Genomic DNA, 15,876 nt, shown 5'->3' on the forward strand with positions numbered 1-15,876 from the left:
AAATGCTTTAGCTTTTAGTCAGTAGTGAGACGTGGAGCATAAGCATTTTTATTTGTCATTTGTTTCATTCCTTTTCTTTTGCACTGCTCTTAATAGAAAGAAGTATGTTCTTTCAAACTTTCCACATAGCGTTCTTCGTAGTCATACAAAGGCGTTGGATATTTTCCATCAAAGTAAGCTACACAAAGACCGCCATTTGGAGCATCTGTATCAATTCCAATAGAATCAATCAAGCCATCGATTGACAAATACGTCAAGCTATCTGCACCAATGATATCGCGTGTTTCCTCTACTGTGTGATTGGCAGCAATCAATTCCTTACGTGTTTGAATATCGATCCCGTAGAAACATGGGTAGGCAAGGGCTGGGCTACCGATTGCTACGTGGACCTCTGTAGCTCCTGCTTCTTTCAATAACTTCACAATTCGACGTGATGTTGTCCCACGTACGATAGAATCATCAATCATGACAACCCGTTTGCCTTTCACGACACCGGATACGGCAGAGAGCTTCATCCGAACCCCTTGCTCCCGTAGTTCTTGTGTTGGTTGAATAAAGGTCCGTTGGGTATATTGGTTTTTAATCAAGCCCATTTCATTTGGTAGGCCAGATTCTTCCGCAAATCCCATGGCTACGCTAAGTGATGAATTAGGTACACCGACCACAATATCTGCTTCATGTTTGAATTCACGTGCCAATTGAGCGCCCATACGTTTACGTGCTGTATGGACATTGACCCCTTGGATATTGGAGTCCGGACGGGCAAAGTAGATATACTCCATCGAGCAAACAGCCAATTGGGTATCTGTCGTATACGTATCGTAAGTGATGCCGTTATCATCGATGATCACAACTTCACCTGGATTCACATCGCGGATCCACTCAGCACCAACCACTTCAAAAGCACAGGTTTCAGATGAAACCACGATAGCTCCGTTGGCCATTTTCCCAATCGAAAGAGGACGGAAACCATTTGGATCCAAGGCCGCAATCAGCTTATCTTCCAGCATGAGAAGGTAAGCAAATCCACCTTTCACCGTATTCAAGGCTTCTTTCACCTTACCCATGAAGGATGGGTTGTGGCTCCGACGAATCAGGTGGGCCAAGATTTCTGAATCAGAAGTTGAGCTAAAGATCGCCCCGTTATTTTCCAACTCCCGTTTGAGGGACTTGGCATTGGTCAAATTCCCGTTGTGGGCCAGTCCAAACTGGGTATCATGAAAGCGAAAGAGGAAGGGCTGGATGTTATCCACCGAAGCTTCCCCAGCTGTCGCATAGCGAACATGGCCAATCGCTCCCGTCCCTGTCAACTTATCCAAGTTAGCAGGATTCCGAAACACTTCTGAGAGAAGACCCGTATCACGATACCGTTTTAATTGACCCGCATCATTCGAAAGGATCCCCGCCCCTTCTTGACCACGGTGTTGAAGACTGTGTAATCCAAAATAAGTCAGTTTTGCAGCATCTGGGTGTCCCCAGATCCCAAAAATACCACATTCTTCATTAAGAGATTTAACTTCGTATGTCATTTTGTATACCTTTTATTTTCCAGTAAAGTATTTAACCGCTGATGCAAAGAGATGTTGGTCTTTATTTCCTGGAATATTTTGGAAGAGACCATCTTCGAAACGTTCTGAGTGACCCATTTTCCCGATGATTTGACCGTTCCTACTTGTGATACCTTCGATAGCATTTACAGATCCGTTAGGATTATATTTAGAATCCATGCTTGGTTTACCTTCGAAGTCAACATATTGGGTAAAGATTTGACCATTGTCACGAAGCTCTGCGAATTCCTCAGCTGTCACGACAAATTTACCTTCACCGTGTGATACTGGAATGGCATGGATGTCACCAACTTCTACTCCGACAAGCCATGGTGAGTTGGTGTTGGCAATCCGTGTTTCAACCATCTTAGCCACGTGTTGGTTGGCATCATTGTAGAAGAGGGTTGGACTGGTGCTACTTGCATCTTCAAAGTTACCGTATGGAAGAAGACCTGATTTAACAAGAGCTTGGAATCCGTTACAGATACCGATAATCAAACCACCACGTTCGATGAAGTGATCGATAGCTGCACGTACTTTTTCATTGAGCAAGATGTTTACGATGAATTTAGCTGATCCATCTGGTTCATCCGCTGCTGAGAAGCCACCTGCAAAGAAGATAATATTAGCTTTTTCGATGTTGTCAACCATGGTGTCAACAGACTTGACAATCGCCTCTTCATTCAGTGTGACAAATGGTACCAAGTTGACTTTTGCTCCTTCTTTTTCGAAGGCCTTAGCGGAGTCATATTCTGAGTTGGTACCTGGGAATACCGGGATGTAAACTACTGGTGTGTCAACTGTTTCTTTAGCTTTGATCACAGCATCTGATGCTACAGCAGGTACTTCTTCCAACTCAGTTGCTTGTGCAAATTCCGTTGGGTAAACTTCTTCCAATTTACCTTGGAAAGCACTGTCAAGTTTGTGTCCATCAAGCGTTACACCATTGACAGCAAGTGTAAAGTCAGCTACTGTTTGTCCAATCTTGGCAACACCTGCAATTTCTTCAGGCGATGTGAAGACGAATCCACCTAATTGAGCTGTCAAGCTAGTGTCAAGGTCAGCTAATTCGACGTTAGCTCCAATATGGTTCCCAAATGTTGCAAGGGCAAGAGCTTCAACCACACCACCATATTTAACAGCCGATGCAGCTGTCACTTTGTGGTCAGCTTGGATGGCTTCAAATTGAGCAAAGTTAGACTTGATAAGTTCGAAGTCAATTTCTTGTGCCAAAGCTTGACCAGGAATGTAGTAAATATTTTCACCAGCAGCTTTGAATTCTGGAGAAAGAATCTTACGGCTATCTGCAGTTGTCACCCCAAAAGCAACCAAGGTTGGTGGTACAGTTAATTCTTCAAAGGTACCAGACATAGAGTCCTTCCCACCGATAGATGGCAAACCAAGTTGAATCTGAGCTTCGATTGATCCAAGAAGAGCTGATACTGGTTGGCCAAAACGCTCTGCTTGTTTATCCATCCGCTCGAAGTACTCTTGATAAGAGAAGCGAGCCTTAGACCAGTTGGCACCAGCAGCCACCAAACGAGCTGTTGCTTCGATGACTGCATAGGCAGCACCATGATATGGAGACCATTCTGCGATATATGGATTGAATCCTTGCGCCATAACAGATGCAGTTGTTGTCACGCCATGTTGGACTGGCAATTTCTGTACAGAAGCTTCCGTTGGTGTGATTTGGTAGCGACCACCGAGTGGGTGATTAACTGTTGAACGACCAACTGAGCTATCAAAGATGGTTTGTAACCCTTTTTGACTGGCATGGTTCAGATCAGCCAAGACTTCAAGAGTATCCGCTTCAAGGGTTTCAGCAGATGTTTGACGTTCTTCCGGAAGCTTGACATCCTTGTCAACCACCTTAGCATCTACAACCACACGTACACCGTTTGTATCAAGGAAACGACGTTCCAAATCAACGATTGTTTCACCATTCCAGTGCATGACAAGATTTGGTTTTTCAGTCACTGTCGCAACGACAACAGCATCAATATTTTCTTTATTACATTCAGCAACGAAGGCATCTACATCTTCTGGACGGACCACGACAGCCATCCGTTCTTGAGATTCAGAGATGGCAATTTCTGTACCATTCAAACCTTGGTATTTCAATGGCACTTTGTCTAGATCAATTTCAAGACCATCTGCCAATTCACCAATAGCCACACAGACCCCACCAGCACCAAAGTCATTTGATTTCTTGATCAAACGGGTCACATCCCCATTACGGAAAAGACGTTGAATCTTCCGTTCTTCGATGGCATTCCCTTTTTGAACCTCAGCACCAGCTGTTTCAACAGATTCAACCGTTTGAACTTTAGAAGAGCCTGTTGCTCCACCAACACCGTCACGTCCAGTCTTACCACCGAGCAAGATAATTACGTCACCTGCTTCAGGTTTCTCACGGACAACATTTTCCTTAGGAGCCGCACCGACAACTGCACCTAGCTCCATACGCTTAGCAACGAAACCTGGGTGGAAGTATTCACGAACATAAGTTGTTGCAAGACCAATTTGGTTACCGTATGAAGAATAACCATGAGCCGCTGTTTTAGAAATCACTTGTTGTGGCAATTTACCAGCGCGAGTTTCTGAAATTGGAGCCGTGATATCACCAGCACCTGAGATACGCATGGCTTGGTAAACGTATGAACGACCTGACAATGGGTCACGAATGGCACCACCGATACAAGTAGCCGCTCCACCAAACGGTTCAATCTCCGTTGGGTGGTTGTGAGTTTCGTTCTTGAACATGAGAAGCCATGGTTCTTTGACACCATTGACATCCACTTCAATTTCAACTGAGCAGGCATTGATTTCATCAGACACTTCCATGTCATCCAAACGACCATTAGCACGCTCATAACGGCCAAAAATAGTCGCCATATCCATCAAGGTTTGAGGTTTTTCTGTACGTCCCAACTCATCACGCATGGCAATATACTTGTCATAAGCCGCTTGCAATTGTTTTTCAAATTTAGAAGCTGAGAAGTCGATGTTTTTCAACTCAGTTTCGAAAGTTGTGTGACGGCAGTGATCAGACCAGTAAGTATCCAAAACCTTCAACTCAGTCTCAGTTGGCACCCGTCCAATGGATTTGAAGTAATCTTGAATGAAGAGAAGGTCATCCACTTCCATTGCCAATCCTTGCTCAACCTTATACTGTGCAAAATCTTCTGCCGTATAAGTTTCAAAGAAATCCAAGCTTGGAATGGTCTTGTCAGACTCAGAGAAATCCTGTTTCGCAATACCAACAGTGATATCTTTGAAACGAGAATCCACTGGGTTCAAAAGGTAGTTTTTAACAGCTTCCAACTCATTCGCATCGATATCCTTGTTAACCAAGTACAATTGCGCTGTATTCACTGTTACGTCATTTGAACTACCAAGCAAAAGCAAAGCTTCTTGTGAAGATGCCGCACGTTGGTCAAATTGACCCGGCAAACTTTCAATCGCAAAGAAAGCATATTTCTCAAAATCAGCCTGAACCGCAGCTTCATCCAGAACAGTATCGGTCACTTGCTCAGAGAAGATATGTTTTTCCGCACGCGCAAACAAATCCTCTGCCAAACCAAAAACATCGTAAACCTGAACAATCCGAAGATCCTTCAAGGTTTTCAACTGAAGATTATGCTGTAATTCTTTTACTAAAGAGTCCGATTTCACACGAAAATCAGCTTTTTTCTCAACGAAAATACGTTTATCCATTTTATTTCCTTTATTTCTATTCAAACATGTTATCGAAGACGAAGGTTTTCTATTTCAAAAAGATCACTTCAAACCTTGCAATTTTTCCAATACAACTTCATAAACATCTGTCAAGCTACCAAGATCACGACGGAGTGAAAAGGTCTAGTAGACCTTTTCAGCCTGAGTCCTTTTACTTGAAAGACGAAGGTTTTCCGTTTCAAAAAGATTACTTCAAGCCCTGTAATTTCTCCAACACAACCTGATATACATCCGTTAAACTGCCCAAATCTCTACGGAAAACATCCTTGTCCATATGGTGCCCTTCCGCATCCCAAAGGCGGCAATTATCTGGGGAGAATTCATCTGCCAAGATGATCTTGCCATCCTTATCAAAACCAAATTCCAATTTGAAGTCAATCAAGCGAAGACCAATTTGTGCAAACCAATCTTTCAGCAATTCATTGATACGACGCGTTTCTTTCTTGATATAGGCAATTTGTTCGTCATTGGCAATTTCCAAAAACTTCACATGCTCATCATTGATGAATGGATCGTCCAACTCATCGTTCTTGTAGTAAAATTCAACGATTGGAGTTTTCAAGTCCAAACCTTCTTCCACGCCAAACCGTTTAGAGAAAGAACCCGCAGTCACATTGCGAAGAACCACCTCCAAAGGAATAATTTTTACTTTCTTGTTGAGTTGTTCTGTGTCAGAAATACGTTTTATAAAGTGAGTCGCAACACCCGCAGCATTCAATTTTTCAAAAATAAGAGACGAAATCTGATTATTTAGCACACCTTTTCCTTTAATAGTCTCTTTACGAGCCCCATTTAGCATGGTTGCCTGGTCCTTGTAGACCGACTTAATCACATGTTCGTCCTCAGTAGTATAGATATCCTTAGCTTTTCCAGTATAAATCAGTTGATTGGTCATGACTTTGTTCGCCTTTCGTATTTTATCACCTTCATTCTATCACATACAAAGTGTATTTTCAATAAAATTCCGTACAATATAAGCAGAATCCGAATAAAAAGGACAGAAAAAAAGATCATCCAGAATAATCTCTGAACGATCCCTTTTTCATTAGTGACCAGCAGTTCGTTTTTCGATATAGTCGACAACATCCCCTACTGTGTTAAATTCATCAATAGCCTTGTCCGGAATCTCAATTTGGTATTCATCCTCAAGATTGATAATAAATTCCATCAATTCAACAGAATCCGCCTGTAAATCCTTACGTAAGTCAGATTCCAAAGATACTTGAAAGTCTGGACCCTTGCGATCTTTGAGAAATTCCTCAATTGTAACTAAAATTTCGTTTTGTTTACTCATACATTACCCTTCCTTCGATAATTCCTTCACTGATTTTCCAACAACATCTGTCTCTAACATGGTCCGAATCTGACGAATCGTGCTATAGACAGCTTTGGCATCACTCGAACCATGCGTTTTAACAACAGGTGCTTGAAGACCAAACAAGACCGCTCCTCCAACATCTGAGAAATCCAAGGTTTGCTTCAATGATTTCAAACGGTCCTTGAGCAGAAAAGCTCCAAATTTCGCCTTCCAGTTTCCTGTGGCAATTGCTTGTTTCAATTGCTTCAAGATCCCAAAAGCCGTTCCTTCCATCGTTTTCAAGACAGCGTTTCCCGTGAAACCATCCGCCACAACGACATCAGCAACGCCATCCATCAAGTCACGCGCTTCCACGTTTCCAACAAAATGAATCGACTCATCCTCAGATAACAATTGGTAGGTTTCCTTGCGCAAAGGATCTCCCTTACTAGCTTCTGTCCCATTGTTCAATAGACCCACGCGTGGTTTTTGAATTCCACGAACATTTTCAGCATAGTAAGATCCCATCACAGCATACTGATGTAAGTGCTCCGGTGTATTTTCCGCATTGGCACCTAAGTCCAGCATATCATAACCACGCCCATCAACCGTTGGAAGTGTAGACATCAAACCTGGACGTTCCACTCCTTTGATACGACCGACAATAAAGAAACCTGCCGCTAACAAGGCGCCCGTGTTCCCCGCAGACAACATAGCATCTACATCTCCAGCCTTCACATCCTTGGCAGCCAAGACCATAGAAGCTTGCTTCTTCCGACGAATAGCACGCGTCGGCTCATCATCTGAATCGATTTTTTCCTCCGTATGAACAATCGATACACGCTCTGTTACTGTTAAATAGTTTTTGATTTTTGTCTCATCACCATACAAGACAATCTCAATATCATCAAAATCACGAATGGCTTGATTCACGCCTTCTACCAAGGCTTGAGGTGCATTATCGCCCCCCATTGCATCTACTGCAATTTTTTTCATGTTTCACCTCCAGATGAATCTTTCATAATCGCTCCCCAATCACTCAAGGAATCGATAAACTTTTTAGCTTTTAAATGGATCCCTACATACTCCTCATACAACTGATCAATTGCCTGACGCAGAGCTGTTTTCATCTCCGCTTGTAGAGAAATCGTCTCTAACTCACTGAATCGTACTGCTTGAAACTGATCCAATAAATAGAGAACATTCGGATGCCAGTGAGCACGTCTCTCATCCTGATCATAATGATCCGGACAAAGGACCCCACTATAGCGAAAAGAGTAATCAAAAGGAAGTCCAACCCGATGACAGAAACAGCATTCATGCAGATTCAAGACAACTCCAAATCGTGATAGAATCTGAATCTCAAAAATATTGGTTAAAACCTCATAATCCAGTCCCTCTTCCATCAAAGACAAGGTCTTTTCCAAAAAAGCAAACAGGGCCGGATCCACCTGATTATCCTGAATACTTGCATCTGCAAGCGCCAGAACATAGGTCGCATAAGAAAGGGCAAAAAGATCTGCATTAATTTTCTTATAAATCTGCACATCTTGAAAATCATCAATATAACTCAACCCATCATCATTGATTTTCAACAACATATCTGCCGTTACCAAAGGTTGCAACATGGGATTCAACCGTGATTTTCCCGCATGTTTCACAAAAAACATCCGCTTCCCTGACTTCTCCGTGAAAATTTTGACCAGCTTGTCATCTTCACGAAACTCCCGATTATACAGGACAATTCCCCGGGTCTCAATTGACTCCAGCATGTTCTTCCATATACTCCTTCAAGCGTTTCATTGCTTCCTTGATAACCTCCATGCTGGCTGCATACGACAAACGCACATAGCCTTCACCATATTGACCAAAAGCAGCACCAGGAATAAAAGCAACTGCTTTTTCACGCGCAAAATCCTGCAAGAAAGCAAAGGAGTCTTGATTATAACCAGCTGGGATTTTAGCAAAAATATAAAAAGCTCCATCTGGCTTAATAATCTCAAACCCAAGCGCGGACATCTGTTCGATAATATAATCCCGACGCTTCACATATTCCTTCTTCATTGGCTCCGCATCATCCCGACCTTCCGTCAAAGCTTCGATCGCAGCATACTGGTTCATGGTTCCAGCAGCCGTTACCAAATACTGATGGCTCTTGATGAGTTGGGCCGTCAATGCAGCAGGCGCAAAGATAAAGCCAAGCCGCCAGCCTGTCATGGCATGAGATTTGGACAAGCCATTAATAACAATGGTCTGCTCAGGAATAAAGGAGGCCATAGAGACATGCGCTTCTCCAGTATAAGTCAGCTCTGAATAGACTTCATCACAAATCACAAAGACTTCATATTTTTTTAAGACAGCAGCTAATTCTGCCATCTGTTCGCGCGAATAAGTGACACCCGTTGGATTAGCTGGATAATTGAGAATAACAGCCTTCAATTTTTCACCCTGCTCTAGAATCGCCTTTTCCAACTTTTCAGGAGTCAAGACAAAACGATCTGCTGTCGTATCAATTTCAATAATCTCCGCCCCAACCAAATTCACAATCGGTTCATAACCAGGGTAGGCCGGTGCTGGGAGAAGGACTACATCTCCAGGTTCCAAGATTGCTGTCAAGGTTGCAGACAGGGCTTCTGTTGCACCAATCGTCACCAATATCTCATCTTCAGGACGATAGTGAATACCATACTTATCCGCCACAAATTGACTCGCAGCCTCTCGCAAGGCCAATAAACCACTCATCCCAGTGTAATGGCTAAAATTCGCATCAATGGCAGCCTTTCCTGCTTCTTTTACATGTTCAGGAGTTGTAAAATCCGGTTCCCCTAAAGTCAAACGCAAGACACCAGGAATGGAAGAAATTGATTGATCGAACTGACGAATCAAAGAAACTTCGATCCGATTCAGATTTTTATTAAAACGTTTCGTTAAATCCATAGAACACCTCCAAAACACTTATATTCATTATACTATAAATAGGACCCCATCGCAAAAGAACAAGCCAGATCCCCACCTTTTGCTTACCACCAAAGGACATTTCAAAAATTCTTCCATGCAAAAAAGACTTAGCAATGCTAAGTCTTTCAAGTCATTATTGTTGGCCACGGGTTGCCACATATTTCAATTGATCTGCATGTTTCGCCACAAAATCCTTCATTTCTGAATCAGGAATTTGACGAAGATAGAGGTTAGAACGAATGGTTTCATCCTCTTCACGACAAGTTGACAATACTAAATACTTATCAGACGCTTTGATCTTGATATTAGGGTTCTTCGTACGAGCTGACTCATAGATATTCTTCAATTGTGTAGTAAAATCATTGTCATCAGTAAAGCTTGTACGGTAGAAAGCAGTGTCCTCTGGGACAATGACCAATCCCATTACTTCATAATAATATTTCCGCTCTGGTGTCTCAATCACAACATACGGATGTTGGTCCAAATACTCTTGTTTGTCATAGTAGTTGACATCATTAAACATGCGATGATCGCCGACCTTACTACCACGAGCATGACCAAACAACCAAGTCAAACGATCACTGAAGTCTTTCTTGTTGTCCATATCCATGAAGACTGTCCCCATGTATGGTTCATTTCCACCATCAAACGTCTTATTCAAATAAGTTTCATTGTCAGTGGTTTGTACAACAGGTTCATCCAACTCAGTACCCGGTGCATAGACATAAGCAACTGCCTCAGGGTTAACAGCTGTTAACTGAGCAAAACGATTTTTCAAGTAATCTTTTTCTTCTTGGCTTGGTTCATATTTAGTTTCTTGCTTGGTTGAGCTTGTTCCAGTTGTTTTTTTAGCCGTGCTAGATGACTTAGTTCCTCCAAATGGATTAAAGAAAATAAATCCAGCAACAAGAACAACAACTGCAACAAGAGCAGCAATTACAAGACCCAATTTATTTGAACTTTTTTCCCCAGCTCTTTTCATTGATCGATCTCCTCTTGATGATTTTTTCTAAAAAATAACACTGAACCCGAAGGTCCAGTGATATTTTACGAGCTAATTAATAATCAAATTATTTAACTGCGCTTGTTTTTGGAAGAGCTTTACCAGCTTGTTTTGAACCAGCTTTACCAGCTTCTGCTTTTTTAGCTGCTTCTTCTGCTTTAGCTGCGTCTGCTTTAGCTGCGTCAGCTTTAGCTGCGTCAGCGTTAGCTTGTTCTGGATTAATTCCATGTTCTTTCAAGTAACGAGCGTTAGCTTGTTCTGGAGTTTCATTCAAGATATAGTAACGGCCTTCTTTTTTCTTAGCTGTGTTTTGAACAGTTTGGAATTGTTGTACATATTTGTTACGTACGTTCAAGAATGCAGTATTGAATGCTGCTTCATAAGCTGCTTTCTTTTCTCCGTAAAGGTGTGAACCACCTTCAACAGCATCAAATTCAGCTTTAGCTGCTACTACAGCTGGATCTTGAGCTGCTTCAGCTTTGATTTCTTCCATGTGACCGTTAAGGTATTCTTCAACTGTACGAGCACTTACAAATTCAGATTGATCATAGTATTTTGAAGCGACGTCAGTATCTTGAGGTCCTCTAGGATTGTTAGCTCCACCGTTGACTCCACCTTCGGCAAGAACTGGTGCTGCTGCAGCAAATACTGCAAGAGCTGCTACTGATGATAATAAAACTTTTTTCATTGTTTTATCTCCTTTTTTCTTTTCAAAAATTATTCGTTACTTCGTAACTATGACTAGTATACTAGGATATTCTTCCCATGTCAAGACTTTTTCCATTATTTTTTAAAAAAAGTTTAAGCTTTTGATCCATTTGAGATATAGAACTACGGATTTAAAACCATCTTGGAAAGACACTTCGTTCATATATAAAAATGTATTTAAAAAATAGAAATCTTTTCTATCCTATTTCACCACACCATTTTTAGGCAGTCGTTTCTTGGGCAAACTAGGATCAGCCCTTGATTCTAGTTCTTTAGCTGCTCGAACTAGTTTTTTCCGTTCCTTTTCTTTTTTTAGATCTTGCCACCATTTTCTGATTTCCATTTGTATTCCTCCTAAACAAAAGAGGCTGTTTTTCAGCCTCCTTATTATTAACATTTTTTGGCATTTCCGATTTCAAATAGAGGGGAGAGAGGACGATTTTCGTGAATGCGAACAATAGCCTCTGCAAGGAGTTTCGCAATCGAAATTTGCTCAATCTTATCAATTAATCGATCTTCCGGTAGATAAATCGTATCCAACACCACCAACTTCTTAATGGCTGATTTTTGGATGTTGTCCATCGCTGGTCCTGATAAAACAGGGTGAGTACAGCTTGCATAAACTTCAACAGCACCTGCTTCTGCAAGGGCATCCGCCGCATGACAGATTGTACCAGCTGTATCAATCATATCATCAATCAAAATACAAGTCTTGCCTTCAACACTCCCAATGATATTCATCACTTCACTCGTATTCATCTTATCGACACTTCGACGTTTATCAATAATCGCAATCGGTGTCTTCAAAAATTCAGCTAATTTCCGAGCACGAGTCACACCACCATGGTCTGGACTGACAACAACATAGTCTTTTCCAATCATCCCGCGACGTTCAAAAAAGTCGGCGATCAAAGGCGCACCCATCAAGTGGTCAACAGGAATATCAAAGAAACCTTGAATCTGAGCGGCATGCAAATCAATTGTCAAGAGGCGATCAACTCCAGCAACCTCAAGCATATTGGCTACCAACTTAGAAGTGATTGGTTCACGAGCTCGAGCTTTCCGGTCTTGACGAGCATAGCCGTAATATGGCATCACCACATTAATGGATTGCGCACTAGCACGTTTCAACGCATCTACCATAATCAAAATTTCCATTAGATTATCGTTAACCGGCGAGCTAGTGGATTGCAAAATATAAACATCTTTCCCACGGATTGATTCTTCAATATTAACCTGAATTTCTCCATCAGAAAATTGACGAACCGTTGACTTTCCAAGCGGTAGTCCCATTTCACGAGACACACGTTGAGCCAATTCTTGATTTGACGACAAAGCAAAGAGCATTAAATCAGAAAATGACATGATTTCCTCCAGTAAAATCTAAAACCATATTGTACAGTCAGCACAAATTTCTCCTGTAATCATTTTATCGCTTTTTAAGCAAATATTCAAATATTAATTTATGGAAATTACAAAATCTATCACTACCTAAATTCTATCAAAAAAGAAGCAGAACAAATGTCCTGCTTCAGTGTAATTCTTAGTTTGGATAGATATAAGTAACAGTACCTTGTGCTGTTGTTGGGTTAAACCAACCACGGTAGTTACCAATGCTACGGATACCATTATAGTTAGACTCAGAAACTTGGATGCTTGTTGTAGATTGAACGGCTGTAACAACTGCTACGTGTCCATATCCACCATCATTCCAACATGCAATGGCACCAACTTGTGGTTGAGATCCTGTACGGAATCCTGCTGCCGCTGCACTTGCTGCCCATTGTCCACCATTACCCCAGTAATCACCAGCCCATGGAGCCAATGTCTTCGCACCCCATGTACATTCACCAACTGGATAAGATGATGCAGATGTACTATAAGTTGGACGAGAAGTAGTTGCTACTGGTGCAGCCGCTGCTTGAGTTTGAACAGCAGGTTGAGGTGCTGCTTGAGTTTGTGCTGCCGCTGGTGTTGCAGCAGGTGTTTGAGCTGCCGCTTGAACTTGTGCTTGAAGAGTTGTATTAGCTGAAGCTTTAACAGCTGCTTGTTGTTCTTTTTGTTTTGCACGGTAAGCTGCTTCAGCTGCTGCCGCTGCTGCTGCTGCTTTTTCAGCTTCCGCTTTTTGTTGCAACAAAGCATTCTTTTCGTTTTCAGCAGTTGATTTTTCAGCAGCCAAGTTCAATTGTGCTACTTTCAACTCAGCTTCTTTTGTTGACAAAGCTTGCGCATCATCTTCTAATTGCTGTTTGTTTGCAATGACAGTATTGATAGCATCGTTGTTTTCTTTTTGTTTTTGTGCAATCTCTTCTTTATCACGTTTTTGCTCTTGCAACATTTTGTTGTTAGCATCTGCAATTTCGTTCATAGCAGAAATACGTGAGATAGCTTCTGTCAAAGATCCAGAGCTAACAATCGCATTAATATAGCTTGTTGCAGTCCCAGTTGTTTGAGCACTACGTGCTTGATTTGCAAGTGATTCTTGACGAGCAACAATATTTTTTGACAACTCATCGATCTCAGCTGACAATCGTTCAGATTCTTCATTCAAACGGTCATTTTCAGCTTGAAGATTTTCTTGTTGTTTTTTAATTTCAGATACCTGACCTTGAATTTGATCTACCTGAGCTTGTGCACTTTGTTGTTGTTGATTAATACTATTGATTTTGTTATCTTGAGCAGCAATCTTATCATCTGTTGAATCAGCTGATACACCAGCTACGACAGCACCTTGTGATAAAGCAACTGTACTCAATAAGATTGTGGCAAATAATTTTTTCTTCATTAGATAAATTTTCCCTTTCTAATAAGACACTAACTAGTATAACAAATTTTTTAAAAATTTATATTACGCTATTGTTACATTTTTATTTCGAGTTTATAAATAAATCTTTTCAAGTAAAGGCTGTAATACTATTAATAGAAGCACATTCAAAATTAAACTTGGAAAAATTTGGTAAATAATTAGTGTAATCCAGTTAAATTTTATACTGATAAAAAGAATCAAAAGAAGATTTGTTAAAATCTGAAATAATAGAATCGTTAATAAAAATGTAAAAAAACGAGTCAATCGATTAACCAAAATAATCTGATTACACCGATAAAAAATCACCTGTAGTATAGGAAATACTATGAATGCAATTCCTAGAGTGTGTAAAAAATACACATCAAAACAAAAACCAAAGAAGACTCCCCACCAAATACTAGCTATCTCAGAGAAATAGAGACTCAATAACATAAAACCATATAGAAATAAAAATGAAGTAGGTTCAAAGGAGTTTGGACAGAAACGAGAAATAAGAAAAGAGATCTGCCCGTCAACAAATAAAGATAAGAATAAGATTAAAGGGAAAAAATGGTACTTACGTATGACTTTCACACTACTCTCCAATCAATAGTACATAACGATTGACATCTAAATTAGCCTTTGGTTTCACACGAATTTCTTGCCCTAACTGATCAGATGCCTTTTGAGTAGAAGTTACTGTACCAAGAGGTAAGTCACTACTCTTATATTTTCCTAAACCACTTGTTGAAACCAGAGATCCTTTTTTAATTTCAACTGGATCTCCAATTTGCAACAACCGAAACTCACCTGTCTTCTCGTCATAACCATTTAATAAAGCAAAAATAGATTGACCTTGACTCTCAATTTTAAACGTCAGGTGTTGTGAAGAAATAGTATCTTCGACTAATAATTTCACTTTGCTAGAATTTTTCTCTATACTTTCTACCACACCAATGACGCCACCAGACGAAAGAACAAACATAGAATCAGAAATTCCATCTGAACTACCTTTATCAATAACAAATTCCTGATCCCACGAACCATAATTACGGTCAATAATCTCACTAACGACTTGTTTAGAACCCGATACAGAATTCTTGATTGACATCAAATCCTTTAATTCTCTATTTTCTGATTCCAAACGGTTAAGTTTTGACTGGTCAATATCCTTTTGATAAAGACGTGATTTTAACGAACGGTTTTCATCATTTAATTCAGATAAATTCTTTAAATCCTTTGCCTTAGATTCCACAACAACAAATGGTACCGATACTGCCTTATCAACAATAGCTAATATATCACAAGATTTTAAAACAATCGAAGTTCTAACAGATGGAAAAAGAAATAAAATTCCTGAAACAGTTAAAACAAACACAAAACTAAAAATTTTAAAGAATCGATTCAAGAACATAGACAAAACCTTCAAAATATAAAAAATAGTTTGAGATGACATCTCAAACTTGGAAATTATACGGAGAATGGGGGATTCGAACCCCCGCGCCGGTTACCCGACCTAACGATTTAGCAAACCGTCCTCTTCAGCCTCTTGAGTAATTCTCCAAAATGGGCACGAGTGGACTCGAACCACCGACCTCACGCTTATCAGGCGTGCGCTCTAACCACCTGAGCTACGCGCCCAAGTTAAAAACTTGGTAAAGAACTTATGTTCAAAGCGGGTGACGAGAATCGAACTCGCGACAACAGCTTGGAAGGCTGTAGTTTTACCACTAAACTACACCCGCTTATTATTAAAAGAAATGGCGCGAGACGGAATCGAACCGCCGACACATGGAGCTTCAATCCATTGCTCTACCAACTGAGCTACCGAGCCAAA

At 40.8% G+C, this 15,876-nt stretch carries 14 protein-coding genes and 4 tRNA genes; all 18 read right to left on the reverse strand.

Annotation, left to right across the window (positions count from 1 at the left end; genetic code table 11):
- Positions 1–89: 89 nt before the first annotated feature.
- A complete protein-coding gene (gene purF, locus NFR56_RS08560) occupies positions 90–1,529 on the reverse strand; it encodes an amidophosphoribosyltransferase (RefSeq protein ID WP_134974861.1) in 1,440 nt (479 codons plus the stop codon).
- Positions 1,530–1,541: 12 nt separating this feature from the next.
- Entirely contained in the window at positions 1,542–5,267 is a 3,726-nt protein-coding gene (locus tag NFR56_RS08565) for a phosphoribosylformylglycinamidine synthase (RefSeq protein WP_251458586.1), read from the reverse strand.
- A 208-nt stretch (positions 5,268–5,475) separates the two neighbouring features.
- On the reverse strand, positions 5,476–6,183 hold the full coding sequence (gene purC, locus NFR56_RS08570; protein ID WP_134974862.1) for a phosphoribosylaminoimidazolesuccinocarboxamide synthase: 708 nt from the start codon (positions 6,181–6,183) through the stop codon (positions 5,476–5,478).
- Between the two features lie 150 nt (positions 6,184–6,333).
- Positions 6,334–6,582 carry an acyl carrier protein gene (locus tag NFR56_RS08575; protein WP_021154192.1) on the reverse strand — a complete coding sequence of 83 codons (249 nt, stop codon included), beginning with the start codon at positions 6,580–6,582 and terminating at the stop codon, positions 6,334–6,336.
- Between the two features lie 3 nt (positions 6,583–6,585).
- A complete protein-coding gene (gene plsX, locus NFR56_RS08580; protein WP_134974863.1) occupies positions 6,586–7,581 on the reverse strand; it encodes a phosphate acyltransferase PlsX in 996 nt (331 codons plus the stop codon).
- On the reverse strand, positions 7,578–8,357 hold the full coding sequence (gene recO / locus NFR56_RS08585; protein WP_049490644.1) for a DNA repair protein RecO: 780 nt from the start codon (positions 8,355–8,357) through the stop codon (positions 7,578–7,580). The genes plsX and recO overlap by 4 nt, the downstream gene beginning before the upstream one ends.
- The gene (locus NFR56_RS08590) at positions 8,341–9,522 is read right to left on the reverse strand and encodes a pyridoxal phosphate-dependent aminotransferase (protein WP_134974864.1); all 1,182 of its coding nucleotides are present in this window, start codon (positions 9,520–9,522) and stop codon (positions 8,341–8,343) included. Before NFR56_RS08590 ends, recO begins: the two co-directional genes overlap by 17 nt.
- A gap of 154 nt (positions 9,523–9,676) precedes the next feature.
- A complete protein-coding gene (srtB, locus tag NFR56_RS08595; RefSeq protein ID WP_134974865.1) occupies positions 9,677–10,525 on the reverse strand; it encodes a class B sortase, LPKTxAVK-specific in 849 nt (282 codons plus the stop codon).
- A gap of 88 nt (positions 10,526–10,613) precedes the next feature.
- A complete protein-coding gene (gene abpA / locus NFR56_RS08600; RefSeq protein WP_134974866.1) occupies positions 10,614–11,234 on the reverse strand; it encodes an amylase-binding adhesin AbpA in 621 nt (206 codons plus the stop codon).
- Between the two features lie 222 nt (positions 11,235–11,456).
- Complete coding sequence (locus NFR56_RS08605; RefSeq protein WP_247923714.1) at positions 11,457–11,597, reverse strand: hypothetical protein; 141 nt, start codon at positions 11,595–11,597, stop codon at positions 11,457–11,459.
- A gap of 47 nt (positions 11,598–11,644) precedes the next feature.
- Positions 11,645–12,619 (reverse strand): ribose-phosphate diphosphokinase, encoded by a 975-nt coding sequence (locus NFR56_RS08610; RefSeq protein WP_049490632.1) that lies wholly within the window; start codon positions 12,617–12,619, stop codon positions 11,645–11,647.
- A 178-nt stretch (positions 12,620–12,797) separates the two neighbouring features.
- Positions 12,798–14,039 (reverse strand): peptidoglycan hydrolase PcsB, encoded by a 1,242-nt coding sequence (gene pcsB, locus NFR56_RS08615; RefSeq protein WP_049473285.1) that lies wholly within the window; start codon positions 14,037–14,039, stop codon positions 12,798–12,800.
- 93 nt (positions 14,040–14,132) lie between these two features.
- Complete coding sequence (mreD, locus tag NFR56_RS08620) at positions 14,133–14,633, reverse strand: rod shape-determining protein MreD (RefSeq protein ID WP_049473284.1); 501 nt, start codon at positions 14,631–14,633, stop codon at positions 14,133–14,135.
- A 1-nt stretch (position 14,634) separates the two neighbouring features.
- A complete protein-coding gene (gene mreC / locus NFR56_RS08625) occupies positions 14,635–15,453 on the reverse strand; it encodes a rod shape-determining protein MreC (RefSeq protein WP_134974880.1) in 819 nt (272 codons plus the stop codon).
- A 61-nt stretch (positions 15,454–15,514) separates the two neighbouring features.
- Positions 15,515–15,602, reverse strand: a tRNA-Ser gene (locus tag NFR56_RS08630).
- A 4-nt stretch (positions 15,603–15,606) separates the two neighbouring features.
- Positions 15,607–15,680, reverse strand: a tRNA-Ile gene (locus NFR56_RS08635).
- Positions 15,681–15,713: 33 nt separating this feature from the next.
- Positions 15,714–15,784 (reverse strand) — tRNA-Gly (locus NFR56_RS08640).
- 16 nt (positions 15,785–15,800) lie between these two features.
- A tRNA-Phe gene (locus tag NFR56_RS08645) sits at positions 15,801–15,873 on the reverse strand.
- Between the last annotated feature and the right edge of the window lie 3 nt (positions 15,874–15,876).

The organism is Streptococcus caecimuris, assembly GCF_943193075.1.
Lineage (GTDB): Bacteria > Bacillota > Bacilli > Lactobacillales > Streptococcaceae > Streptococcus > Streptococcus caecimuris.